This window comes from Nocardia sp. NBC_00565, from assembly GCF_036345915.1.
GTDB lineage: Bacteria > Actinomycetota > Actinomycetes > Mycobacteriales > Mycobacteriaceae > Nocardia.
The window spans coordinates 5,259,854-5,283,630 of record NZ_CP107785.1 but is presented as its reverse complement, the minus strand read 5'-3'; the positions used below and the strand labels follow the sequence as shown (position 1 = coordinate 5,283,630).

Below are 23,777 nucleotides of genomic sequence, written 5' to 3'. Positions count from 1 at the left end.
GGCTTCGTCCGGGTCATATCCATCCTTGCAAGGTTCTGACCTCCGATAAGCGGGTGAACTCGGCGGCTGGGGAAGTCGGCGGGGCCGGAGCTGAAACGGGCGATTCGCGTCCGCGCGGGCCGTGAACAGGGCAAACTATCCGGTGGACTCTCACGGTAAGGCTGACCATAGGCAGTATTCCGGAGCTAGGAGGACGCGATGACTAGTTTTGCAAGCCAGCAGTGCATCTTCCAGATGTCGGAGACGAACCCGCGGGCGCAGCTGTTCGTTGATGGAGGCGCCGCATACGCTTTCTTGATGTACCGGGATATCCAAGACGGCCGGTATGACCGCATCCCCACGCCGCCGGGCAAAGATGATCTGGTGTTGCACGTCGAGAAGGGGCTGCGGGTGACGATGTTCTCCGAGCCGGTGTTTTCCGGAGCAAAGACCGTAGTGGCAGCGGATCAGGGCAGGCGGGTCAGGCAGTTGGTGGACCGCGCGGTGGTGAAGTCAGCGATCGTCGAATCGGTCTGACGCAGAACACCATCGCCGCACCCGCTCGAAGTCTTCTTATGGACTGTCGAGGAATTGATGGTCGGCCACCCTACGCGCGGGCGCCGACAGATCGCACCAGCCGGGCTGAGGCTCAGGAGTGCGGCTCGAACGGGTAGCACCCGCGCGGCGGCGCAGCTGGTGGCGGGGTCTGGATTGGTGGCGCTGGTGGGGCAGGCTCCTCGGCCACCGGTGGTGGTGCAGGCTCTGTGCTGTCCTGTTTGACCGTCTCCGGTGTACTCGTTCCCCGAGGCTCGTCTTTCGAGCCGGTGGGAAGAAGCAGCCGCAGGCCGAGGCTGACCGCGGCGATCACGCCCGCCGCCGCGACCAGTGGTCCGTAGGGATTCCGTCTTGGTGGTCTGCTGGCCGAGGGTTTCGGGTCGGAGCTATCGGTCGTGACGCCGGGTCCACAGAGGCGCCACCGATAGATCACCCCTACCAGGGGATATGCCGAACTTCGTTGGGTTCTCGGCGATTACTGCCGGAACCCCTACAACCGCTGGTCCCGGCGTGCAGCTGGAAGACGGGATCACACAGGGGCAGGGCTGTCGCACTGCACGCGCGGAGTACTGCTCTCCCGCCGGTCACATGGGAAACAGGAGTGCAATGACTTCGAAGTGCGTGTGGCGTACACACCATTGAATGCGACACCGCCTAAGGTCTGACTCGGTCCGCCCATCAGGGGCAGCTGAGTGGAGGGATTCGAAGAATGAAGTTCGAGAAAATCACTGCTGCCGTTTTCATGGCCATCTCGGCCGTGGGTATCACTGCGGCAACCGCCCATGCAGAGCTGGCCGTAACAGAACAGCCGACGGCGGGGGACACGACTTCCGGTGTGGATCACGGAATCAACTACCAGATCACCGTTTCGCCAGTCGACAGGGTCATTGTCACCACTGTCGAGAATGGCAAGTTCGAGATCGCGCAGAACGGTGCGGTTGTGCTCGAGTCCGGCGACGGAACGGCGGTGACCGAAGTGCCGCAATGGTACGCCGTCGACGGGCGTTCAATCGCGATTGCGCAGCACATCGGTGCGGACGGCCGCACCCTGACGCTGACACCGACCCCGACGGCAGAAGATATTGCGCAACTGAAGGACATCAGCTCCTACGACCGGCTCAAGGAGCAGATCAACAAGAACCTGCCTGGCGTCGTCGGCGGCGCCATCGTGGGCGGCATCCTCGGGGCGTGTATGCCCCTGATATGGGGGATCAGCATCCCCACGGGTGCGCTGATCGGCGGAACCGTCGGCGGATACGTCATGGGCGGCCCGGAGTTCCTCGACGCCGTACAGGCGTTCGCCAGCGGCCAGCCGTGATCACGGGCAGGTGAAATAGCGGCCAACTTGTCGGGGGTTGAGGAGTCCCTGCGAGAAATCGGGGTTCGACTGGTAGGGACCGGTATTCGGGTAGTCGGTATTCGAGGTGAGCGGGCCGGTCGTCCTCAGCGGTCGTGATTGCCGGGTGCGTAGCGGTTCCAGGCGCCCTCAACAAAACCACGAAGTAGCAGCTACCCCGCATGACGACCGACGAGGCACGCGGGCTCGTCGATGGCGGCGTGCCTGTCGATGTCGTAGACAAGATCTGCCGCTGAGTGCCGGTGAGCCGCATCCCCAAGACCGTTCCACCACATCGAGTAACCAGACGACGACAGCCGGTTCACCGTTAGTGCGAGCGGAACACGGTATCTATCTGCACCACAACGTGAGTGCAGGGTGGTTGAACGAGTCGAGTCCGAGCAGCGTGAGCTGCTCGGACTCGACGAAAAGGGTTGTGCCCTAGGGGATCAGGGCAGTACCTGGGGGATGACGTCCGGGTTGACCGAGCCGATGATCCCGCCGATCACGGCGCCGAGAAGGGTGGGCAAGGGATCGATGAAGGAACCGGTGGCGGAGCCGATCGCAGCGCCCGCAGCCGCGCCGTTCAGCACTGGATCGGGGTACTGCGCGTCGGGGTTGGTGGTGACATCGTCCAGTGGGAGCCCGGCGATCGGCTGGGCAACAACCGGTGCTGCCGGAGCCGCCGCGGCAGCCTGACCGGCGTAGGCGGAAGACGCGCCCGCAAATACGACAGCCGCAGCTAACGGCAGGGCACTCACCGCAAGGACGCGAGTCGTCTTGATCAGGGCATAACGGAACATTTTTTTCCTAACCTTTCGGGCCCTCGGAACAACCGAGTTCCACAACTTCATCAGGGGAGACTGCCTCTTGCTGCTCTGATGAATAGACAGCAATCGAGCGGCCACTACTGCGCACCGCGCCCGACGATACTGCGCTACATGCGAACTCGCACATTATCGGCATCACAAAGTGATCACCGGAGATCTGAACGGACAGCCGGGTTTCATCGGATCAGGGCAGCACCGGTGCGCTCGCGCGAATAGCGCCGGTGTATTTGGCGAATGGGCATCCCTACATCGGCATTTCGGATGTTCGAGAGGGGTAGAAGCTCGGCCGAGCGCGAGATGCTGACCTGACCCCATTCGTCCCTTCGCGAATATCTTCGGTGAGTACTCGACCGGTTACGGCCCGAAGTGGGCGTACGGGGCCCAGATTATGGGCGGGTGGCCGAGGGTGCGGAGTTCGCGGGTGGCTTCGTGGAGGAGGCGGCCGGTGTCGGTGGCGGTGCCGGCTCGGGAGAGGCGGTCGTAGATGTATTCGGTGACTATTGGGGCGGGGGCGTCGTAGACGGGCCAGAACGTGGCTGCTACGTGGCGGAAGCCGATGACTTGCAGTGCTGCGGCGAGGTGGATGGATTCGTCGGGAAGTGCGCCGCCGCCAGCGGTTTCGCAGGCGGAGAGGAAGGCCAGTTCGCCGCCGGTCATATGGAGTCCGGCCAGGTCGAGGACCGTCAGCGGGTGGTCGTGCAAGATGAGGGCGCTGGTGGAGGGGTTGTCGAGTTGCTGGCTGCCGTGGCAGGCGAAGTGCACCCAGTGATGGCGCGGCAGTTCAGCGAGGACTCGTTCGCGGGTCGAGTCCTGGTCGTCGAGGACTAGACAGCGGTCGCCGAATCGCGTTCTGATGGCCTCGATTTCGGGGCCGACATTCAGTTCCGCAGCACCGGGCGCGCGAGGGACTGCGACCACCAGGACCTTGTCGCCCCGGTCCGGGCGCGCGATCGTGGCACGGGCCGCGATGAGCGAGCGCAGGGTCGGGGCATAAGAGGAGACGAATCGATCCGCAGCACAGGTCCCTGTGCCTGGATCTGTCGCGGCGTGCAGTGGCAGCAGCGTGAGATATCCGGTCGGACTCCACCAAATCCGTTCCACCGCACCGAGTTCCGCTACGATGGGCGAGACCACATCACGCCACAACCATTCGAGCAGTGCCGTGATCACGCGGTCCGCAGTGAGCATTGCGGCCAGGCCGGTCGGCATCAGGATGGGCGCGGCGTACACCTCGTTGACGTGGTCGACCACGGATTCCGCGGTGAGGTTCGGGAGCGGCACGACGCGAACGCCCGTGGTGGTCACGATCAGCGCGTCACAGCGGGCGACGCTGACATTGACGATGACGACGGGGCCGTCGCAGGCCGCCGCGGCCAACTTGTCGAATCGAGGCGGACGCAGTAGTTCGGCGAACCCGGGCAGTCGGCGCACCTCGTCGATCAGCTGATCCCATTCGCGAGCCAGGCGGGTGCGATCGGTCGAAGCGGCCGCGACCGCCGCGCTGAGATCGGCGGCCAGATGGATGTCGAGGGCCGCGCGCACCTCGGCCAAGCGTATCGACAGCTCGGGCGCAGCGGCGGTGAGTTCAGCGAAATCGCCACGGGCATCGAGGATTTGATTCCAGATCACGCTCCGTCCGTGTTCGAGGAACTCCACGGCGAGCTCCGGCTGCTCGGCACTGATGGCCGTCGCGGCGGCCGCGCTCGCCAGCCCGAAAACCTCGTAGAGCCGACGTTCCTGATCCGCACGGCCGATGCCCTGCCATGCGATCAGGGGCAGCAGGTCCAGGGCGTAGCGCCAGCCTTCGAGTCCGGCGGTGGGACCGTCACGCTCGGTGGCGAGTTCGGCCCACAGTCGCGCGGCCTCCATCCGGATGTCGGCGGGTGCCACCTGAGCTCGGGCGGCGTCGTACGCCAGCTCCGATGATTCGATCAGGTCGCTGGCGGTACCGCGGGCACGGAAGCGAGACAACAACATTCGGCTCAGCACCAGGACGCGCCCGCCCTGCTCGGGATCACCGGAGCGGGAATCTCGCACTCCGGCGCGGACGGCCGCGATCGCCTCGTCGAGGTCTTCGGGTTCACCATCGCGGCCTCTGGTCTGGAGCAATCCACCCAGGTTCGCTTGGTAGCGAGCGCGACCCGGGTGGCCAGGCCAGGCGGCCGCCAATGTCTGGTGGGTGATGGCGATCGCCTCGTCCAGGTCCGCCACCGCGCCGAACGTGTCGAAACGGGCCGACAGCGCCGCAGCGAGGTTGTTGAGGAAACTTGGTCGCACCTCCCGGTTCGTCGTCGATGGGTCCATGGCGCGTAGCACGTCGATCGCCATATCGATGTCACCGCGCCGACCGGTGAGTTCGAAGCGAGATCGCAAGGCGTTGCCGAGATTCGATCGCGCGAAGGTGGCGTCGCGTCCGGTCGGCTGTGCGGCGGCAAGCGATGTCTGGAACATCGCGATTGCCTCGTCGAGGTCGGCGGTCGACCCGGTCAGCCGGAATCGCATCTCGAACGCGGCACCGCAGTTGTAGAGAGCGATCGGCCGGTCCGGGTTGCCGTCGACGAGCAACTCCAGCGCGGGTTCGACCATCGCGATGGCATCGTCGAGATCGGTCGCGTGCCCCCGCAACTGGAAGCGGCGGGTCAGCGCCGCGCACAGCGCGGATCGGCACAGCGCCTCACCAAAGCTCTTGCGGCCCACTACGCCCAGTGCCCGTTCGTCGGCCGCAATGCCCTCGTCGAGGTCGGATTCCACACCGGACTCCTGGTAGCGCGCCAGCAGTACAGAACCCACGTTCTGCCAGCGCCGGCTTTCGTCGGCATGCCCGGGTGGTGTGCCGTTGGCGGCTCTGCGCGCCAGGTCCACCGCTTCCTCGAGGTCGGCCGGTGCACCTCGATTCGCGTGCCGCAGCCACAGCGCCTGGCTGAGATTGCCTTGCCATTCCGGCTCATCCGGCGCCATGTCGACCGCCACCCGACAGTGCGCCACCGCCTGATCGATATTGTCGTCGCCGCCATCGAGCCGGAACCGGGTGAGGTAAGCGGTTCCCAGCAGCGACTGGCCGCGTGCGGTCTCCGCATCGGCCGACGCACTGGCGAGGGCCCGCTCGTACACCGCGATGGATTCATCCAGGGCGGCGCGGTTTCCGTCCACGCTGTGCGACGCCTGCAATGCCACCCCGAGCGATACTTGCCGTGTTCGATCGAGTTCCGGATCCGACAGCGGTACATCGAGTGCGGCGCGGCCCACCGATACCGCTTCGTAGACAGCGGCCGCGTCACCAATCCGGTCGTAACGCTGCAGCGCCCGGGCCAACCGGATCGCGTGGACCAAGCCGGGCCGGCCGACTTGGATGGGCGATCGCATCCATTCGCTCGAACAGATCGCCCAGAACCGCTACGGGCTCGACCTGCCCTTCGTCTGGCCTCGGCTGTGGCTGGTTCTTCCCGATCAGGCGCGCACCGAGATCACTTCCACGCACGCCGCTTTCGCCGCCGCGGTGGTCACCGGCGGATGGGCGTGGCCCTATCTCGCACTCGGCACGCTCTGGTGGCCGTCGGCATTGATCGGCATTGGTGTGGGTGTTGTCGGATGGACTCGCGCTCGCGCCGCGATCGGTGACCTCACGACATTGTCCGAAGCCGCGCTCGACCTGCACAGCCGAGCTCTGGCCACGACACTGGGCATTTCCCCGGCCGATACGACCGGTCCCCTCACCATTGCCGAGGGCAAGCAGATCACCACACTCATCCGCAAAGGACGATGACCACACCACGCCGGTCAGGTTCGGTGGATCGGTCGACGCTGCGCCACAACCGGGAAGATCTACAGGTGAAACTCTCGATGGCGACGGTCGCAGCGCGACCAGTGTGCCCGGCCAGTTCGGACAATTCGAGCACCAGGTGGGAGCTGCCGAACGCTTCCAGCACCATCAGCGCTCGGGCCAGTACCGACGATTCGGCAGTCACCATCGACTCCCGCTCACCCGGACGCGGCACTGATCTCTGCGATCTGTGGGCCGGCATCCGCAAGGAATCGGGTCAGACCGTGATCGGTGCACAGCGAAACTGATTGGGCGAGAACAGTTTTGGCTTCGTCGTGCCGCCCGGCGAGCCACAGGCAGCAGCCATACAGCAGCTGCGCCTGGGTGAAAGCGCGTGGCCGATGCTGGTTCCCGATAGCGCGCACCAGGTGGGCGGCTCGGGCGCAGGCGGCTTCGGTGGAAGCGGGGGAGTCTTCGGCCAGCAGTAGCCGAATCATGGAGTCCTGTTCGAGCTCGGCAATGCTCGCTCGGATCCTGTTGTCCTGCTGGAGATACGGCGGCAGATGGGTGAGGTGGGTGCGCAGGTCGTCCGGAATCGGCAGGCCGATGCGAATGCGTTCGTTGGCGATTCGTGCAGCCAAGCGAGGCAGTGATTCGTGCTCCGCGATGGCCGCGCCCGCAGCGAGACGTTCCTCGGCAATCGTGTGATCACCGCGCAGTGCCGCGAGCCGCGCACCGGTGCCGAAGGTTGCGAGCAGGAAATCAACGGGTCCACCCTGCCGCCCGAGTCCCGCGCTGGCATTCAGCAGTACCTCGGCTTCGGTGAGCCGTCCCTGTTCGTAGCGCAAGTCACCCAGCAGCGCACCGGCCAGGATCGAGGAATGGGTCTGGGCGCCGGTACGAGTGGATACCGCGATCGCCGCCTCGAAATGCTCTTCGGCCCCCGCGATGTCGAATTGCTCGCGGGCCGCGAGCCCCGAGACACAGTGGCCGTGCATGACTGCGAACGAACCCCCTTGGCGAGCGTAGCGGGCTGCCTGCTGGTGCCAGCGGTGTTCCGAGGCGAAATCAAACCGGTTGAACGCGTCGATGGCGGCGAGATTCATGGCGGTGACGGCGAGGAACGGGGCGGTTGGATCATGCAGGTGCTCGGCCAGCACATCCGGTAAGCGTTCGAAGCGGTCGGTGACGTACTGCTCGATGCTTGTCACCATCGCCGCTTCCAGGCGGAGCGCGGTGGCTTGCGCGTCCGATACCGCGCCGGCGTCGAGCGCTGCGAGGGCGTGCTGCAACGCGGTGCGGACCGGCTGTGACCGCTGTAGTCCGATGTTGGCCCATGCGACGCACAGTTGCAGGTGTGGCCGTGATTCGGTAAGGCTGCCTGGGAGTTTCGCCACTATTCCGAGGAAGGTGGCCATCCGGGAGCGTTCGATCAGGTCCATCGCGCGCGCTTCGACCACGTCGACCGCGCGCTGCGGTTCACCGGCGGACAAGGCGTGATCGACCGCGTCGCTGAGCATGTCGTGCTCGGCGAACCAGGCCGAGGCGCAGTGATGTAGTTGCGTGAACCGGTCTGGGTCCTGGCGAATGATTCTGCGCCGCAGGTAGTCGGCGAAAAGTCGGTGATATCGGAACCATTCGGCGACCTCGTCCATGTGCAGCAGGAACAGGCCCCGGTCGGCGATCTGCTCGAGCAGCTCCTGGCTGTCGGATCGGCCGGAGAGCGCGGTCGCCAGATCGGCGCGCACCGTGCCGGTGATCGAGGTCGCCAGCAGGAAGTCGAGCACTTGCGGCTCGAGGGAGTCGAGGACATTTTCGGCGAGGTATTCACCGATGATCTGGTTGCGGCCGGTGAGCTGATCGATGAAGGCGGACGGATCGTCACGACCGCGCAGCGGCAGGGAAGCCAGTTGCAGCGCGGCAGCCCATCCTTCGGTCGACTCCTGCAATCGGGCCACGTCCGCGCTGGTCAGCCGCAGGCCGTTGGCCTCGACGAGGAAGGCGTTCGCTTCGGCGGTGTCGAAACGGAGTGTGGTGGTGTCGATTTCGACGAGTTCATCGGCCACCAGCATTCGGGTGATCGGCAGCGCGGCCCGGGTGCGGCTGGTGACCACGACCCGTAGGTGGTGGCAGCCGTGCTCGAGCAGATACTCCAGTGCCGCGATCGTCGCGCCACTGGTCACCTGGTGCCATTCGTCGATCACCAGGACCATGGCCTGCCCGCTGTCATGGATCTCGTCGATCAGCACCGACAGGACGTATCGCGTTGCGTCCGAAGACCTTTCCTCGAGCATTGCGCCGAGTTCGCGGGCCAGTTCCGGTCGCACGCGCCGGATCGCCTCCACAAGGTGGGCGAGGAACCAGACGACATTGTCGTCGTCGGTGTCGGCGGTCAGCCACGCCATCGGCACGCCTTCGGATTCGAGCAGCCGGCCCCACTGCGCGGCCAGGGTGGTTTTGCCGAATCCGGGCGGGCCATGGATCAACGTCAGGCGCCGGTCGCCGCCTTGCCGCAGCAGATGTAGGAGGCGGGTGCGTTCGATCAGGGTCCGCGGTGCGGTCGGTGGCCGGAACTTCGTCGAGGCGATCGGTGGTGGCGGTGGCGTCGCGGATCCGGGGGAGTGCAAGGGTGGCACGAGAGACGTTGCCGCCGAATCCGATTCGTCTACGCCTGGCAAGACGGCCATGGCGTCGACCGCCTTCCCGAGTCCGTGTTGCACATCCCGCAGTCGTTCGCCGAACTCGACCGCGGAGGCAGGCCGGTCCGCGGGTCGGGTTGCCATGGCGGCCTCGACGGCGGCACAGAACGCGTGCGGGACACCATGCTCGCGCAAGTCCGGTATCGGCGCCGTGGCGATGGCGGCCAGCTGGACCTGGAGTGGTTCCCCCGTGTGCCGGGTAAACCTGGCCCGCCCGGTGAGCAGGCAAGACAGCGTTGCGCCGAGGCCGTAGATATCCGAGGCTGCGCTGGGCGTCGCACCGCCGAGCACTTCGGGGGCGGTGAAGGCGGGTGTGCCCTGGATCGTGCGCACGGAAGGGGCTGTGGCATCACCGAATTCGGCGATGCCGAAGTCGGCCAGCTGAGGTTCCCCGTAACTGGTGAGCAGGATATTTCCCGGCTTGACGTCGCGATGCACGATGCCGATCGAGTGTGCTGCGGCCAAAGCGCCTGCCATCTTGACACCGATCGATAGCACATCCGGCCAACGCAGTGGTCCGGTCGTGCGCAACAGCTGGTCCAGCGAGCCCCGCGCGTGGTACGGCATCACAATGTAGGGGCGGCCGGTCGCGGTGATGTCGACCTGCAGTACCTGCAGAATATGAGGGTGGCCCGACAGTCGGCCGAGTGCCTGCTGTTCCCGGACGAATTGCTCGCGTCCGTCACCACGGACCTCCGACATCAGCAACTTGACGGCTACGGGCCGCTCCAGGGCATATTCGAAGCAGCGGTAGACCACACCGAATCCGCCACGGCCGATCTCCTCGGCGTCGCCGAATCCCGCCACCGCTAGTTCTGCCGCGATCCCGGTATGTAGGTCCCGTTGGGTTGCGTCTTGGCGCGCATCCGATATCGACTGCTGCCGGGCATCGTCATGTGGCTGGAGACGTCGCAGGCCGGAGTCCATGGATCGCCTCCTCAGGTCCGTTGCCGAACTCTCGAACCATGCGATCACCTCCGCGACGGGATGGGCCCCGACCTGTTAGATCCACGATAACGCTGATGAAGCCGACAAGTAATCAGTCGTTGGTGCCGGACAGTGCCGGTGGCGCTGATCGGTAGCTGGCCGGGGTTCGTAGTAATAGTCAGGACAAGGCGTGCCACGCGCGGGTCAGGGCCACGCGGAAATCGTCGGCCTCCTCGGGTGTGAGGCTGCGGATCATTCGCTGTTCGAGTTCGGCCACCTGGTCGGCGACACTGGCGAGCAACTGCTGACCGGTGCTGGTGAGGTGAATCAGCAGCTCCCGTCGATTGCGCGAGTTTCGTTCGCGCACAATGAGTCCGGCCTTCTCCAGCGTGCGGACCATATCGGCCATCGATTGCGCGGTGACGAACGAATCCCGCGCCAGCTGTGCCGCGGGCAGTCCGTCATGGCGTTCGAGCACCGTCATGGCGGTGTACTGCAGCGCGGTGATCCCGAGCGGACGCAGCAGTTCGTCGAGGTGCGCGCGCACGGCGAGTTCGACCCGTTTCACCGCGTACAGCAGCGAAGTGCGGCCGGAGCCGCGTTGGCCGGACGGCAGGTCCGTAGCCGACATCGTCATGACCCCTCCCAATACCGTCGCGGGCGTCGAACCGGAACGTTCGACGAGTTCGAGGATAATCCATGAGGAATCCTGTCGATATTGCCGAACCTGTGATGGGGACGCGGGATTTTCTGGCGAGTTCGACGGAGCGATTGACAGGAATCCTGCCGACGATGCATAGTGGCTCCTATCACATTAATCATCAGGTTTCCTGCTGATGTAAACGGCGCTCCGCACGCGGCTCCAACGGCATCAATCGGGCTCGGCAAGTCCGGGGATCGGCCGAGCCGCTGCGGTCAGGACCTGTAGAAACGGGACCGAAAGACTATGTTCAACAACGATATTCACGGTCGGCTGTTCATCGGCGGGCAATGGCGCGACTCGTGCTCAGGTAGCCGTGCCGATGTAATCGACCCGTCTACCGGACGAGTGGTCGGCACCATCGCCGACGCCGATATCGCCGACGTCGATACCGCGGTCGCTGCCGCCCGGGCCGCGTTCGAGAGCGGCGAGTGGGCGGGGCTGAGCGGGCGGGAACGCGCCCGCGTTCTGCTCCATATCGCCGGCCTGGTGCGGGAGAACGCCGATGAGATCGTGCGACTGGAGAGTCTCGATGTCGGCAAACCGGTCGCCCTGTGCCGTGCGGTGGACATCGCGACTACTGCCGAACAGTACGAGTACTACGCGGCGCTGGCGCAGACCATCGACGGCGCCACCCGCAAGGTCCCGCTCAACGCGTTCGCCTATACCCGCAGGGAGCCGTTGGGTGTGGTCGCGGCCATCACACCGTTCAACTTCCCGCTGATCCTGTCCAGTGCCAAGATCGCCCCGGCCTTGGCGGCCGGAAATGTCGTGGTGCACAAGCCCGCGGAGGACACCCCGCTCAGCGCGTTGTTCATGGCGAGCCTGTTCGAGCGCGCCGGTGTGCCCGCGGGAGTCGTCAATGTGGTGACCGGTTCCGGCTCGGTGGTCGGCGAGGCGCTCCTGAAACATCCCGGCGTGGACAAGATCGCATTCACCGGCTCGACGTCGATCGGTCGGCACGTTGCCAGCGTCGCGGGAGAGATGCTGAAGCCGGTCACCATGGAACTCGGTGGCAACGCCGCGCACATTGTGTTCGACGACGCCGACGTCGAGAAAGCGATCGGCGCGATCATCAAAGGCTTCGTATTCAATACCGGCCAGTTCTGTATGGGCGGGCCACGTCTGCTGGTCGCGCGCCCGCTCTACGACACCATTGTCGGCATCCTCGCCGCCGCGGTCGCGGGGGTCCCGGTCGGCGATCCGAGAGATCCGGAAACGGTGGTCGGCCCGATGGCCGCGGACCGGCACGTGAAGAAGGTCGAAGAGTACGTCGAGCTCGCGCGCCAGGAGGGCGGCCGCGTCGTATGCGGCGGCGAGCGACTCGACCGCAACGGTGGCTATTACTACAAGCCCACCGTCATCGCCGGTCTCACCAACGACTCCCGCGTCGTCCAGGAAGAGATCTTCGGGCCCGTTCTCACGGTGCAGCTGTTCGACACCGAAGACGAAGCGATCGAAATGGCCAACAGCACCTCCTACGGCCTGGCATCCGGCCTGCACACCACGAACCTGGCGCGAGCGCATCGCGTCGCCGACAAACTGCAAGCCGGGATCGTCTGGATCAACGACTGGGCCATGCTCGACCCCGCGATCCCGTTCGGCGGCGTCAAGGACTCCGGATTCGGCCGCGAATACGGACCGGAAGCGCTCGCGTCCTACACGAAGGTCAAATCCGTCGTCGTCGCACTCGACTGAGTCGGCCAACCGCAAGGGAATCCGTCATGAGCACCACCGAAGCTGCCATCGTCGAGAGCGGCGGCGCTCCGTTCACCCTGACCGAGATCGGGTTGGACGAACCACGACCCAACGAGGCGATCGTGCGCATGGTCGCAGCAGGGCTGTGCCACACCGACCTCAGTGTCGCCGGCGGTGGGCTGCCGTTCCCGCTGCCCGGTGTCCTCGGTCACGAAGGTGCCGGAATCGTTGAACGCGTCGGGTCCGCGATCACTTCGGTCGTCCCCGGCGACCACGTGATCCTGTCGTTCACTTCGTGCGGCCAGTGCGGTAACTGCCGCGACGGCCATCCCGCCTATTGCGCAACCTGGTTGCCGCTCAACCTGATCGGCGGAGTCCGCGCCGATGGCAGCCACACCATCACTCACGGCGGCTCACCTGCTGGCGGGCATTTCTTCGGTCAGTCCTCGTTCAGCCGGCACGCGCTCGTCGACGAACGCAGCATGATCAAGGTCGATCCGGAGGTGTCGCTGGAGTCGGTTGCTCCGCTCGGATGCGGGGTTCAGACCGGTGCGGGCGCCATCTGGAACGTGCTGCGGCCGCGACCCGGTGCAAGCATCGTCGTGCTCGGAGCCGGGGCGGTCGGACTGTCCGCGGTGATGGCGGCCGCGCTGTCGCCCGCCACCGCGATCATCGCCGTCGACAAGGTCGCCGAACGTCTCGAACTCGCCCGTGAACTCGGCGCCACCCACGTCATCGCCGCGACCGATACGGACGTGGCCGCCGCCATCGCGGAGATCACCGGTGGCTCCGGTGCGGACGGGGTGGTGGAAACCACCGGCAGCACCGCCGTGCTGCGCACCGGCGCGGATGTACTCGCCGCGCGCGGCACCCTTGTCATCGTCGGTGCGCCACCGTTCGGAGCCGAGGTCGCCCTCGACGTGAACGCCATGATCCCCGGCCGCAAGGTCGTCGGGCTCACCCTCGGCGACAGCGAAACCCAGACCCTGATACCCGCGCTCGTCGCGCTGGTCCGTAGCGGCCGGTTGCCGGTCGACAAACTCATCACCCGCTATGCCTTCGAGGACATCGGACAAGCGGCGCTGGACATGAGTTCCGGCAAGACGATCAAACCCGTCCTCACATTCTGACGCTCTCGCCGAATCCCTCAGCCTCGGCCGCGAAGACTGCAGCTCGCGCCCTGACCGGCGAAGAAAGTGATCTAGTCGGCCGGCTGATCGGCATCCAGGAATGCCCGTACCAGCGACGTCAGCTCGGTCGGCTGCTCGAAGAACACCACATGGCCGCTGTCGATTTCGGCGTATCGGCTGTTCGGGATGGCGGAGTGCAGGGCGCGGACGTGTCGCACGGGGACCAACTGGTCCTGTGTGCAGCCGACCACGAGGGTCGCGGCGGTGATGCGGTGCAACTCGTCGCGGATGTCGACATCGCGGTCGACGTCGATCTGGCGCAGTGTGCCCGGTTCGGGTTCGACGGTGCGCAGCTGAGCCAGTCCGTCATGACCGAGTCCGCTCAGAAACGCCGGGCTGAATGCCAATAGTGGGCCGACCCCCGAGGCGAGGTCGGCGCCGGCGGACAGCGATGCCGCCCATGTGTGCAGGACCAGTTGCATGCGAGGGTCATCGCTGGCCGACCACCCTGCCACCAGCACCAGTCTTCGGACGAGATCGGGACGACGTGCCGCGAGCGCCGCCGCGACGACCGCGCCGAGCGAGAAACCCATGAGGTCGACCGGGCCCGTTGCCGCGTGTTCGATGGCCGCGACCATCTGTTCGACCAGCAGGTCCAATGTCAGTTCGTCGGCGGGGCCGGTGGTTTCGCCGCTGCCGGCGTAGTCGGGAGTTATGACGGTGTAGCGATCGGTGAACGCGGCGAGCAGATGTCCGAAGTTCGACTCGGCGCTCATGCTGGTGCCGTGGATGAGAGCCAATCCGGGACCGGAGCCCGAGCTCGAGTAGTGCACATCGGTACCGGAGACGTGGATAACAGGCATGATTGCGAAATCTTTCGGAGGGTGGGGGACGTGATCGAACCGTCCCGGTGATCGGGTTTAGAGGTCGAGGACCAGTCGGGGTGTCCGGGCGCGGGAGCGGCAGATCATCATCACGTCGGTGTCCTGTGGGTCCAGGAGGCTGTCGCGATGGTCTGGAAGGCCGTCGAGGACAACGGTTTCGCAGGTTCCGCACGTGCCCTCCCGGCAGGAGGAGAGCACGGGAATACCGGCCGCCTCGACGGCCGCGAGGATCGAGGTGCCCGCTGGAACCTGGACGGTCATACCCGATTGCGCACATTCGACCTCGAACTCGCGGTCGGTCGCGGCATCGGCGATGGGCTTGGGTGCGAATCGCTCGATGTGCAGTGTGGCCGCGGGCCACGTTGCGGCGCACCGTATTTCGACGCTATCGAGAAGCGATTCGGGACCGCAGCAGTACACCAGGGTGTCGGGATCGGGTGTCAGGATCGTATCGAGGTCCATCCGACCGGTCTCATCCTTGGCATGCACATGAATATCGCCCAGTGCCGACAGCTCGGACAGGTAGGCCATACTGCCGCGGGTTCGGCCGCCGTAGTGCAGGGTCCAGGCCGCCCCCTGGCGGGCGACGGTGCGGATCATCGGCAGCAGCGGGGTGATGCCGATACCACCCGCGATGAATCGGTAGCTCTCGCTGTCGTGCAGCGGAAAGTTGTTGCGGGGTCCGCGGATTCGCAGTGTGTCGCCGGCCGAGAGATGTTCGTGCACATACGCCGAGCCGCCTCGGCTCACGGTTTCGCGCAGGACGGCGATAGTCAGCGTGTCGTGGTCGTCGGGGTCACCGCAGAGTGAGTACTGGCGGACGAGGTCCGGGCCCAGGATCAGGTCGATGTGCGCGCCCGGTTCCCACTTGGGGATCTCGCCGTCGGCCGCCACGAGGGTTAGTTCGACGACCTTGTCGGCTATGTCGCGGATATCCGCGACGGTGACGGTGAATTCCTGTTCGGTGTTCATGCTCGGGCTCCGGTCAGGGTGCCGTACCGGGGATCGGGAAGCCGGCCGGTGTGACCGGCCGGGTGGGCGAGCAGCCACTGCCAGACCTCGATCGGATCATCGGCGACATGTGTTGCGCCGCAGTGGCATACGCCCAGTAGCTGGTCGGTCCCCGGGTACCATTCCACTCGATAGCGGGCAGTCATGTCCGGCTTGCTTCGGTTCGGGCGAGGTTCGCGATGAGCCGCCGGGCCGCCAGCGCGCCGGTGTCGATATTGATCGACAGTTCCTGGTAGGTGCCGCCGACCCTTTCCTCTTCGGCGATGACCTGCTCCACCAGATTCAGCGCGACGACATCTTGCATCACGACGGTGTGGTTGCTGGTGTAGAGGAAATCGGTGACCTGCTGGTCGTCGGTCGCGAAATCTCGTGCCACGGCCCAGAAATCGTGTACGGAGTGCTCCGTCTCGGGAGTGAGCGCGTAGACGATCTCGGTGTGGAACGCGCCAGGATCGGCCGCGGCGCCGGCGCCGGGGACATAGCCCTCCGGCGGGTAGTGGCCCTGTGGTGCCACCCGGCTGTGCAGCCGGTAGAGGCACGGCGGGGCGAATTCGATATCCTGCCAGCGCGTGATCCGGCCGGTGAGGCCGGTCGAATTCGCGTAGAACGGTGGGCATTCCGCGTCGTCGATATGCCTGCTCACCCGCACCACCCCGGCCGCCTCGTCGACCTCCGTGGTGATCGGCGTTTCGGCCACTTCAGGTGTGCCGATATAGCCGCCGTGCAAATAGGTTTCGTGCGAGAGGTCCATCAGGTTGTCCATCAGCAGGGCGTGCCGCCCCTGGATGGTCTCCAGGCCGCAGATCGTGGTCCATCCGTCCCTGGTCAACCAGGGTGCGCGTGGAATCGCCGCCGCGTCGGCGTACTCGCGGTCGCCGATCCATACCCAGATGAACGAATCCTGTTCCACCACAGGGTAAGAGGCCACGCGGGCGCTGCGCGGTATGCGTTGCTGTGCGGGCACCGCGACGCAGGCTCCGGTGCGGTCGTAGGTGAAACCGTGGTAGCCGCAGACGATCCGGTCACCCTCGACCAGCCGCGATTCCGACAGCGGGTAGCGGCGGTGGATGCAGCGGTCGGCGAGCGCCACCACCGCACCATCCTCGGCGCGGTAGAAGACCAGCGGCTCATCGCAGATGGTCCGCGCGAGCAGCTCGCGGCCGACCTCGTGGCCGTACGCGGCCACATACCATTGATTGCGGACAATCTCGGTCATCGGACTCATCGGGAACCTCCGGCTGGCAACGGTGTGCTGTGATCCACAGCGTGTCCCGCCCAGGCACGTGAACCAAGACACACTTCCGTCGGACGGAAGTGGACTCACCGACCACCCAGCTGCCTGCTGATCCCGTTGGCCGCAGTACGCACCGCGGGTGCCCAGGCGGCCCGGCGGGAATCGCTCACCGGCACCACGATCGAAACGGCCGCGACGATCTTGCCGCCCGCGCCGAAGATGGGCGCCGCGACCGAATAGCCCTCGAGCGTGACCTGGCCCTCGCTGATCGCCACGCCGGTTCGGCGCACTTCGGCCAATGCCCGACGCAGCTGGTCGGGGGTGCTGATCGTCTTCGGGGTGAATACCGCGAACGGCCGGTCGGCGATTTCGTCGACGAGTTCGGCGGGGGAGTGCGCGAGGATGGCCAGGCCCACCCCGGTCGCGTGCATCGGCCATCGTGCCCCCACCTGGGTGCGCACGAATACCGCGTTGCGCGCGGCGAGGAACTCGACGTACACCACGTCGGTGCCGTCGGGCACCGCCAGTTGTACGTTCTGGTGGGTCGCCTCGTAGAGGTCCTCCATGAACGGCAGTGCGATATCGCGCAGCGGGCGGCCACGCGGGCAGTAGGACGCGATTGCCACCATCCGCAGACCGATCTGGTAGCCGCCGCCCGGTGCCCGATCGAGCGCACCCCAACGCACGAGGTCGACCACATGCCGGTAGACCGTTGTTTGTGGCAGCCCGGTGCGCTCGGCCAGTTCGGACAGCTTCAGCACCATATGTGAGCTGTCGAACGCTTCCAGCACCATCAGCGCCCGGGCCAGTACCGACGATTCGGCAGTCGCCATGGACTCCCTCTCGTATACGACTGAGTAGTAAAGACAAGCACAGGCGAGAGGACCTGTCCGAACATTTCCAAGGAATGTGCGGGAGCCGAGCGACGGCTTGTTCCTGATGTCGGACGCGGCGGCGTGGATCAGTGCGGCCACGATCGTGGTGACGCCGGATGTGGACGGTGCAATGCGTTGCGCTCCAACCAAATCGACACATCGTCACAATTGCGCCGAAGCCGGCCGACGTTCCCGCCGCTGGGAGCTTCGTGCACAGCGCCGACTTCTACCATCCGTGCCGTGAGCATTGTTTCTGTATTCGAACCGCTTCGTAGCAGGCGGCGCATGGCATACGCCCTCGCCGCTGTCGGGGCTGTGGTCATACCGCTGTGCGCCGCACCACCGATCGCGAGCGCGCAAGCCACCGTCGATCACGTCACACAGATCTCGGCCCAGCGGGAGGAGATCTATGTCCAGTCGCCCGCGATGGGTCGGATTGTCCAACTCGACGTGCTGCTGCCGAGCAATCAGGCGGTGTCGCGCCCCACCCTGTATCTGCTCGACGGAAACGGAGCAACCGACACCCAGGGTGAAAGCACTTGGTCCAAGCGCGGCGGCGCGGTGGCGTTCTTCGCCGACAAACCCATCAACGTGGTGATGCCGGTCGGTGGCGGCGGAAGCTTCTACACCGACTGGCAGAAGGACGACCCCAAGCTCGGGCACAACAAGTGGGAAACCTTCCTGACGGCCGAGGTTCCCCCGTTGGTGGACAGTTTGTTGAAAGGCAACGGCGTCAACGCGATCGCCGGTGTGTCGATGGGTGCTCAGGCCGCGGCGACATTGACCGTGCGCAATCCTTCCCTGTACCGGGCACTGGCCACCTTCAGCGGCTGCCTGTACTCCAGTAACCTCGGGCAATTCTCGGTGCGGCCGGTGGTCATCTCCGACGGCGGAAATCCGGACAACATGTGGGGACCCCCGGGCGACCCGGAATGGAAAGCTCACGATCCCAGCGCACACCTCGACAAGCTGCGCGGCAAACCGGTCTTCGTCTACACCGGCACCGGCATCACCGGCCCCGACGATCTCAACTTCGACCCCAGTTTCACCTACCCGGTCACCCTGGCCGACGCGATCCTGATCGAGCAGGCCGCGCACGACTGCACCGTCACCATACTGGCGGCAATGGATCTGGCCGGCCTGCATCCGGCCGTCGACTGGAATGCGATCGGCACCCATTCCTGGCCGTATTGGAAGAAAGCGCTGCCGAATTCTTGGCCGACCCTGAGAGCAGGTCTCGGCGTGTAATCGCGGCCGATCGTTGTAGTCACCTGTCCAGGTTGGCTGCGGTGGTCAGGCGTTCCCTCCGGCCTGCTCGGTGAAGTGGGGTGTGATCGGTTCATCGAGTAGGTTTTCTGGGATAACCAGAAGAAGTCTATGGGTGAGGTTGGCGGCCAACAGAACTCGGTTGCCGGTGCCGATCCCGGCGGCCCGGCGTCATCGGGCGGGTAGGTGGAGGTGTCCATGCTTGTTGACCACGCCGTTGTCAGGTGGCGCGGGGACAAGGATCAACTGTTCGCGATCGTGGATGTGCGGGTGTGTGCCGTGCTGTCGACCGAGCGCGTTCAGCGGTCCCGATCCGTCAGTAGCCGCGGTTTCGTCCCTGCTGTTGAAGTGGGCGGTCGGCAAGACGGGCCAGTACGGTGTCGGGACGCCGTACTGGTACCGAAACCAGGGGGAGTTCGCAACGAGAATGTGTCGAAATATGTCTTCTGAACAATTCCTCCGGCGTCTGCGCACGGTCGTCGGCGGTGCTGTGCTGGCCGGACTGTTGTTGGTGGCCTCATGCGGTACGGATGCCGGTGGGAGCTCGGTGCAGACCAGCATCACCGAGGCCGCTTCGCGCACCGATACCCAGCACCTGACGCTCACCGTGCCCGGCACGCTGGCCGCCGGATTCCAGGAACTGCAGATCGGCACGCGCGGCAAGATCGGTATGGCGGTCATGGCGGTCGGCGGCGACAAGATGGTCACCTTCGGCGACTGGACCACAGGACCCGCCTGGTCGACCATGAAAGTGCCGTTGACCATCGCCGCGCTGCGCAAGAGTTCGACGAGTTCGAGTTATGCCGCGACGGCGGCGATCACCCAGTCCGACAATGCCGCCGCCGACACCCTGTGGCAGTCCCTCGGCACCGCGCAGGAGGCGGCGAAGGCGGTGGAGGCGGTGCTGCGCGAGGGCGGCGATACCAAGACCACAGTGCCCACCACCAAAACGCGCTCGGACGCCTCGGCGTTCGGACAGGCGGACTGGGCGCTCGCCGAACAGGTTCGGTTCGCCGCAAAACTGCCCTGCCTACCGCAGACCGCGAATGTCATCGATCTGATGGAACAGATCACCTCGAGCCAGCGCTGGGGTCTCGGCGAGTTCAAAGAGGTCGAATTCAAAGGCGGCTGGGGGCCCGACACCTCCGGTTCCTACCTGGTCCGTCAGTTCGGTCTGATCCACGGTCCGGCCGGGCAGGTCGCTGTCGCCATCGCGGCGCAACCCGATTCGGGGACCTTCTCGGATGGGATTACCATCATGGACCGCATGGCCACCCTCATCTCGGAACACCTCGAAGAACTCGCCGGTGGTAGCTGTGACTGAGGTGCCGCGACCGCGGTGCGAACATCGCTCATAAGACTCGCTCCGCCGCGGTCGGGAATGCCAGGTCGTGACCGCGGGCCCATTTGACGAGGTAACGGCGGCACCCGAGAATCCCGACTCATAGGGTGCGGTCGCAGGACCGCGGCCGCGGGCCGGGGTCCGCGAGGTGGAGGTATCGGGGTGGACGAAACGGGGTCGAGGGCCGGCACGCGATTCGGTCCGTACCAGCTGCGTGCGCTACTGGGCCGCGGCGGTATGGGCGAGGTGTACGAGGCCTACGACACGGTCAAGGAGCGGGTGGTCGCGGTCAAACTGCTCAAGGGCGATCGTGCGGTGCAGGCGCGCAGCCCGATCAACAATCGGGATTACACGATGCATTGCACGGCCGCCGCGGAGTTCGTCACCTGCAGCGGCGGCGAGAACGCCATCGTCTACGTGTATTGAGGTGTAGCCGTAACTCAGGGTTCACGGGGTCGAGGCCGCGCGATCGCGCGAAGCGGTGCAAGATATGCGCCATGCGCATCGGAGTCTTGACCGGAGGCGGCGACTGTCCTGGACTGAACGCGGTCATCCGTGCCGTCGTTCGCACCGCGAACGGCCGCTACGGCGACGCGATTGTCGGGTTCCAGGACGGTTGGCGCGGTCTATTGGAGGATCGGAAGATCCCGATCGCCAATGATGATCGCACCGACCGCCTGCTCACCAAGGGCGGCACCATGCTCGGCACCGCCCGCACCAATCCGGATGTGCTGCGCGCCGGCCTCGACCAGATCCGGCGCACCCTCGACGACAACGGCATCGAGGCGCTGATCCCGATCGGCGGCGAGGGCACCCTCACCGCCGCCAGCTGGCTGTCCGACGAGGGTGTTCCGGTGGTCGGCGTTCCGAAGACCATCGACAACGATATCGACTGCACCGACGTCACTTTCGGGCACGACACCGCGCTCTCCATCGCGTCCGAGGCGATCGACCGGCTGCATACCACCGCGGAATCGCATCAGCGCGTCATGCTGGTCGAGGTGATGGGCCGCCACGCGGGCTGGATCGCGATCAACTCCGGTATGGCGGCTGGCGCGCACCTGACCCTGGTGCCAGAGGTCCCGTTCGATGTCGACGAGGTCTGCACGCTGATCAAGCGCCGCTTCCAGCGCGGCGACAAGCACTTCATCTGCGTGGTCGCCGAGGGCGCGCATCCGGCGCCGGACTCCGGATTCGCGTTGCGCGAGGGTGGCATCGACGAGTTCGGGCACGAGCGCTTCACCGGCGTCGCCCAGCAGCTCGGCTCGGAGATCGAACGCCGCATCGGCAAGGAAGTCCGCACCACCGTCCTCGGCCACGTCCAGCGCGGCGGCAGCCCGACCCCCTACGATCGGGTGCTGGCCACCCGTTTCGGCCTGCACGCCGCCGAGGCGGTGCACGCGGGCCAGTTCGGTCAAATGGTCGCGCTGCACGGCACTTCCATCGATCTGGTGCCGTTGTCGGAGGCCACCAAACAACTCAAGCGGGTGCCCCGGGATCGCTATCTCGAGGCGGAGGCGTTCTTCGGCTGAGGGCTACTGGACAGCCGACCTGCCAAAAACGTTGGGGCACGGCTATTCTGGTTCCCGTGGCCCAGATTCAGGTATCCGACCTGCCCACGGACACCGTAGAGGTGTTCCGCCGCCGTGCCCGTGCCGCCGCGACTCCGCTGGAAATCTATGTACGCCAAGAACTTATCGCGCTGGCGCGCAGGCGGACCTCGGTCGACACGATCGTCGAATTCCTCGAATCCCAGGGCCGAGACCTGACCCCCGAATTCGACCTCGACGCCCTGACCCTCATCCAGGTCTACGACCTCCCCGCCGACGCCCTCGGCATGCTCGGCCGCCGCGCCCGCGCCGCCGAAACCCCCTTGGGCCAGTACATGCGCGCAGAACTCGTCAAGCTCGCCCGCCGAGGCAGCGTACTGGACTCGATGCTGGAGTTCCGCGAGCTGCAGGAGCAAGAGCCGACGCTGGAGCTCGATATGGGAGCGATCGCGGCGTCGGTTCGGTACGCACGCGGGGAGTGAGGCTGCCGCACCGAGAGGTGGACCGGCGAGGGATGGTTGCGTTCCGACGTATGGGGGCGGCGGATCTGTACTGTGGCCGCATGCGCACTGGACGGATGGTTGTCGCTGTTGTGTTCTTCATCGTCGCGGCGGTGGCGGGTTGTTCCAGTTCGGAATCGGGTCCGAGCGGGCCGGTGCGCGGGGATTGGCGCGGGGCCATCGAGGTGCCCGGGGCGCCGTTGGCGGTGGGGGTGAGCTTCGCCGACAATGGCACCGCCGCCATCGACATTCCGCTGCAAGGTGTGAACGGCGTGGAGTTGAAAGACGTTTCCGCCGAACCGGATCGGGTGGAGTTCGCGATTCCGAACCTTCCGGGCGATCCGAAATTCCAGGGCAAATATGACAAGGGCTCGAACCGGATCGTCGGCGAGTTCCGGCAAGCGGGCCAGAGCCTGCCGCTGCGTATGGAGCCCGGCAAGATCGAGCCGCCCGCGCGGCCACAGGAGCCGAAACCGCCGTTCCCGTACCGATCCGACGATGTCACCTACCACAACGGCGATATCACCATCGCGGGCACGCTGACCCGGCCCGAGGGCAACGGACCGTTCCCGGCGGTACTGCTGCTCTCCGGCAGTGGGGCGCAGGACCGCAACGAAGAACTCATGGGGCACAAGCCTTTCCTGCTGGTGGCCGACACGCTGACCCGCGCGGGTTACGCCGTGCTGCGCGCAGATGATCGCGGCATCGGCGGGACCAGCGGCAAGCTCGACGACGCCAACTACTCCGATCTCGTCAACGACGCGGCAGCCGGCCTCAGTTTCCTGCGCGCCCGCCCGGAGATCGACCCGGCCCGCGTCGGCTTGTTCGGCCATAGCGAGGGCGGCTACCTCGCCCCGCTGGTGGCCTCGCGCCCCGACAGTGGCGTCGCCTTCGCGATCCTGATGGCGGGCCCCTCGGTGCCGGCCTGGGATGTGCTGATCGAGCAGAACCGCGCACTGCTCACCGCGGGCGGCGCGCCGCAGTCGGCGATCGACGAGCAAGTCACCTTCATCACCGAGTGGACCACGCTGATCCGCTCTGGCGATCTAGCCGGTGCCAAGGACTTCAGCCGCCGCCACAACGAATCCCTCCCGCCGGACCAGCGCGCCTCCGCCGAAACGCTCGACGCCTACAACACCACGTACATGGCGTCCTTCATCGTCTACGATCCGGCCCCCGCGCTCTCCGCCCTGCGTATCCCGGTCCTGGCCTTCTACGGCACCAAGGACATGCAGGTCCTCGCCACCCAGAACGAACAGCCGATGCGCGATCGCTTGGCCGCCGACCCCGACGCAACCGTCCACGTCTTCCCCGACCTCAACCACCTGATGCAGCCCGCGACCTCCGGCCTCCCGAGCGAGTACACCTCGATCGAGACCACCATCTCGCCCGACGTCCTCACCTACGTCACCGAATGGCTCACCCAACGAGTCCCAACCCACTGATCCGCGATCAGTGGGTGCTGACCGCTTGGCGAGGGCGCTGGGCGGGTCAATAGACT

Annotated in this window: 20 protein-coding genes and 1 pseudogene; 11 read left to right on the top strand and 10 right to left on the bottom strand. The window is 65.8% G+C overall.

What is annotated here, in order from left to right:
• The first annotated feature begins 198 nt into the window (after positions 1-198).
• Both OG874_RS24740 and OG874_RS24735 read left to right on the top strand, forming a co-directional pair.
• Positions 199-516, top strand: a complete 318-nt coding sequence (locus tag OG874_RS24740) for a hypothetical protein (RefSeq protein ID WP_330249526.1) — start codon at positions 199-201, stop codon at positions 514-516.
• Between the two features lie 727 nt (positions 517-1,243).
• Positions 1,244-1,852 carry a hypothetical protein gene (locus tag OG874_RS24735; RefSeq protein ID WP_330249525.1) on the top strand — a complete coding sequence of 203 codons (609 nt, stop codon included), beginning with the start codon at positions 1,244-1,246 and terminating at the stop codon, positions 1,850-1,852.
• 467 nt (positions 1,853-2,319) lie between these two features.
• Here OG874_RS24735 and OG874_RS24730 read toward each other — a convergent pair whose 3' ends face one another.
• Positions 2,320-2,673: a glycine zipper domain-containing protein gene (locus tag OG874_RS24730; RefSeq protein ID WP_330249524.1), complete on the bottom strand. Its 354-nt coding sequence runs from the start codon at positions 2,671-2,673 to the stop codon at positions 2,320-2,322.
• A 381-nt stretch (positions 2,674-3,054) separates the two neighbouring features.
• Positions 3,055-6,063 (bottom strand): CHAT domain-containing protein, encoded by a 3,009-nt coding sequence (locus OG874_RS24725; protein ID WP_330249523.1) that lies wholly within the window; start codon positions 6,061-6,063, stop codon positions 3,055-3,057.
• On the opposite strand from OG874_RS24725, the gene OG874_RS24720 reads away from it, so the two are divergent.
• Entirely contained in the window at positions 6,050-6,463 is a 414-nt protein-coding gene (locus OG874_RS24720; protein WP_330249522.1) for a hypothetical protein, read from the top strand. The two genes, OG874_RS24725 and OG874_RS24720, sit on opposite strands and share 14 nt — an antisense overlap.
• Here OG874_RS24720 and OG874_RS24715 read toward each other — a convergent pair.
• The 3 genes from OG874_RS24715 to OG874_RS24705 form a co-directional block, all read right to left on the bottom strand.
• Positions 6,444-6,665, bottom strand: coding sequence for a hypothetical protein (locus tag OG874_RS24715; protein WP_330249521.1), 222 nt, complete (start codon positions 6,663-6,665; stop codon positions 6,444-6,446). The genes OG874_RS24720 and OG874_RS24715 overlap by 20 nt on opposite strands.
• A gap of 13 nt (positions 6,666-6,678) precedes the next feature.
• Positions 6,679-10,086, bottom strand: coding sequence for a protein kinase domain-containing protein (locus OG874_RS24710; protein ID WP_330249520.1), 3,408 nt, complete (start codon positions 10,084-10,086; stop codon positions 6,679-6,681).
• Positions 10,087-10,264: 178 nt separating this feature from the next.
• On the bottom strand, positions 10,265-10,723 hold the full coding sequence (locus tag OG874_RS24705; RefSeq protein ID WP_330249519.1) for a MarR family winged helix-turn-helix transcriptional regulator: 459 nt from the start codon (positions 10,721-10,723) through the stop codon (positions 10,265-10,267).
• Between the two features lie 309 nt (positions 10,724-11,032).
• Between OG874_RS24705 and OG874_RS24700 the strand changes: the two genes are divergently transcribed.
• The gene (locus OG874_RS24700) at positions 11,033-12,484 is read left to right on the top strand and encodes an aldehyde dehydrogenase family protein (RefSeq protein WP_330249518.1); all 1,452 of its coding nucleotides are present in this window, start codon (positions 11,033-11,035) and stop codon (positions 12,482-12,484) included.
• Between the two features lie 26 nt (positions 12,485-12,510).
• Positions 12,511-13,614: an NAD(P)-dependent alcohol dehydrogenase gene (locus tag OG874_RS24695; protein WP_330249517.1), complete on the top strand. Its 1,104-nt coding sequence runs from the start codon at positions 12,511-12,513 to the stop codon at positions 13,612-13,614.
• A gap of 71 nt (positions 13,615-13,685) precedes the next feature.
• On the opposite strand, the gene OG874_RS24690 is transcribed toward OG874_RS24695, so the two are convergent.
• From OG874_RS24690 to OG874_RS24670, 5 genes are all read right to left on the bottom strand, one after another.
• Complete coding sequence (locus tag OG874_RS24690; protein ID WP_330249516.1) at positions 13,686-14,477, bottom strand: alpha/beta fold hydrolase; 792 nt, start codon at positions 14,475-14,477, stop codon at positions 13,686-13,688.
• 57 nt (positions 14,478-14,534) lie between these two features.
• Positions 14,535-15,470: a PDR/VanB family oxidoreductase gene (locus OG874_RS24685; protein WP_330249515.1), complete on the bottom strand. Its 936-nt coding sequence runs from the start codon at positions 15,468-15,470 to the stop codon at positions 14,535-14,537.
• Positions 15,467-15,655, bottom strand: a complete 189-nt coding sequence (locus tag OG874_RS24680; protein ID WP_330249514.1) for a hypothetical protein — start codon at positions 15,653-15,655, stop codon at positions 15,467-15,469. The genes OG874_RS24685 and OG874_RS24680 overlap by 4 nt, the downstream gene beginning before the upstream one ends.
• Positions 15,652-16,725: an aromatic ring-hydroxylating dioxygenase subunit alpha gene (locus OG874_RS24675; RefSeq protein ID WP_330249513.1), complete on the bottom strand. Its 1,074-nt coding sequence runs from the start codon at positions 16,723-16,725 to the stop codon at positions 15,652-15,654. The genes OG874_RS24680 and OG874_RS24675 overlap by 4 nt, the downstream gene beginning before the upstream one ends.
• Before the next feature lie 104 nt (positions 16,726-16,829).
• Entirely contained in the window at positions 16,830-17,576 is a 747-nt protein-coding gene (locus OG874_RS24670) for an IclR family transcriptional regulator (RefSeq protein WP_330249512.1), read from the bottom strand.
• A 282-nt stretch (positions 17,577-17,858) separates the two neighbouring features.
• On the opposite strand from OG874_RS24670, the gene OG874_RS24665 reads away from it, so the two are divergent.
• The 6 genes and pseudogenes from OG874_RS24665 to OG874_RS24640 all read left to right on the top strand — a co-directional run bounded on the left by OG874_RS24665 (position 17,859) and on the right by OG874_RS24640 (position 23,721).
• Positions 17,859-18,866 carry an alpha/beta hydrolase gene (locus OG874_RS24665; protein WP_330249511.1) on the top strand — a complete coding sequence of 336 codons (1,008 nt, stop codon included), beginning with the start codon at positions 17,859-17,861 and terminating at the stop codon, positions 18,864-18,866.
• Positions 18,867-19,323: 457 nt separating this feature from the next.
• On the top strand, positions 19,324-20,208 hold the full coding sequence (locus tag OG874_RS24660) for a serine hydrolase (protein ID WP_330249510.1): 885 nt from the start codon (positions 19,324-19,326) through the stop codon (positions 20,206-20,208).
• Between the two features lie 174 nt (positions 20,209-20,382).
• Positions 20,383-20,541 (top strand): annotated as a pseudogene (locus OG874_RS44830) (serine/threonine protein kinase); the annotation flags it as partial.
• 182 nt (positions 20,542-20,723) lie between these two features.
• Positions 20,724-21,758: an ATP-dependent 6-phosphofructokinase gene (locus OG874_RS24650; RefSeq protein WP_330249508.1), complete on the top strand. Its 1,035-nt coding sequence runs from the start codon at positions 20,724-20,726 to the stop codon at positions 21,756-21,758.
• 56 nt (positions 21,759-21,814) lie between these two features.
• Complete coding sequence (locus OG874_RS24645; protein ID WP_330249507.1) at positions 21,815-22,258, top strand: hypothetical protein; 444 nt, start codon at positions 21,815-21,817, stop codon at positions 22,256-22,258.
• 80 nt (positions 22,259-22,338) lie between these two features.
• Entirely contained in the window at positions 22,339-23,721 is a 1,383-nt protein-coding gene (locus OG874_RS24640) for an alpha/beta hydrolase family protein (protein WP_330249506.1), read from the top strand.
• Positions 23,722-23,777: the final 56 nt, after the last annotated feature.

Bases quoted from the DNA above. Each gene is read 5' to 3' on its own strand.
- OG874_RS24670 (WP_330249512.1), bottom strand. From the start codon at position 17,576: ATGGCGACTGCCGAATCGTCGGTACTGGCCCGGGCGCTGATGGTGCTG.
- OG874_RS24740 (WP_330249526.1), top strand. From the start codon at position 199: ATGACTAGTTTTGCAAGCCAGCAGTGCATCTTCCAGATGTCGGAGACG.
- OG874_RS24735 (WP_330249525.1), top strand. From the start codon at position 1,244: ATGAAGTTCGAGAAAATCACTGCTGCCGTTTTCATGGCCATCTCGGCC.
- OG874_RS24685 (WP_330249515.1), bottom strand. From the start codon at position 15,470: ATGAACACCGAACAGGAATTCACCGTCACCGTCGCGGATATCCGCGAC.
- OG874_RS24690 (WP_330249516.1), bottom strand. From the start codon at position 14,477: ATGCCTGTTATCCACGTCTCCGGTACCGATGTGCACTACTCGAGCTCG.
- OG874_RS24720 (WP_330249522.1), top strand. From the start codon at position 6,050: ATGGGCGATCGCATCCATTCGCTCGAACAGATCGCCCAGAACCGCTAC.
- OG874_RS24660 (WP_330249510.1), top strand. From the start codon at position 19,324: ATGTCTTCTGAACAATTCCTCCGGCGTCTGCGCACGGTCGTCGGCGGT.
- OG874_RS24675 (WP_330249513.1), bottom strand. From the start codon at position 16,725: ATGACCGAGATTGTCCGCAATCAATGGTATGTGGCCGCGTACGGCCAC.
- OG874_RS24695 (WP_330249517.1), top strand. From the start codon at position 12,511: ATGAGCACCACCGAAGCTGCCATCGTCGAGAGCGGCGGCGCTCCGTTC.
- OG874_RS24730 (WP_330249524.1), bottom strand. From the start codon at position 2,673: ATGTTCCGTTATGCCCTGATCAAGACGACTCGCGTCCTTGCGGTGAGT.
- OG874_RS24705 (WP_330249519.1), bottom strand. From the start codon at position 10,723: ATGACGATGTCGGCTACGGACCTGCCGTCCGGCCAACGCGGCTCCGGC.
- OG874_RS24700 (WP_330249518.1), top strand. From the start codon at position 11,033: ATGTTCAACAACGATATTCACGGTCGGCTGTTCATCGGCGGGCAATGG.
- OG874_RS24680 (WP_330249514.1), bottom strand. From the start codon at position 15,655: ATGACTGCCCGCTATCGAGTGGAATGGTACCCGGGGACCGACCAGCTA.
- OG874_RS24725 (WP_330249523.1), bottom strand. From the start codon at position 6,063: ATGCGATCGCCCATCCAAGTCGGCCGGCCCGGCTTGGTCCACGCGATC.
- OG874_RS24710 (WP_330249520.1), bottom strand. From the start codon at position 10,086: ATGGACTCCGGCCTGCGACGTCTCCAGCCACATGACGATGCCCGGCAG.
- OG874_RS24640 (WP_330249506.1), top strand. From the start codon at position 22,339: ATGCGCACTGGACGGATGGTTGTCGCTGTTGTGTTCTTCATCGTCGCG.
- OG874_RS24650 (WP_330249508.1), top strand. From the start codon at position 20,724: ATGCGCATCGGAGTCTTGACCGGAGGCGGCGACTGTCCTGGACTGAAC.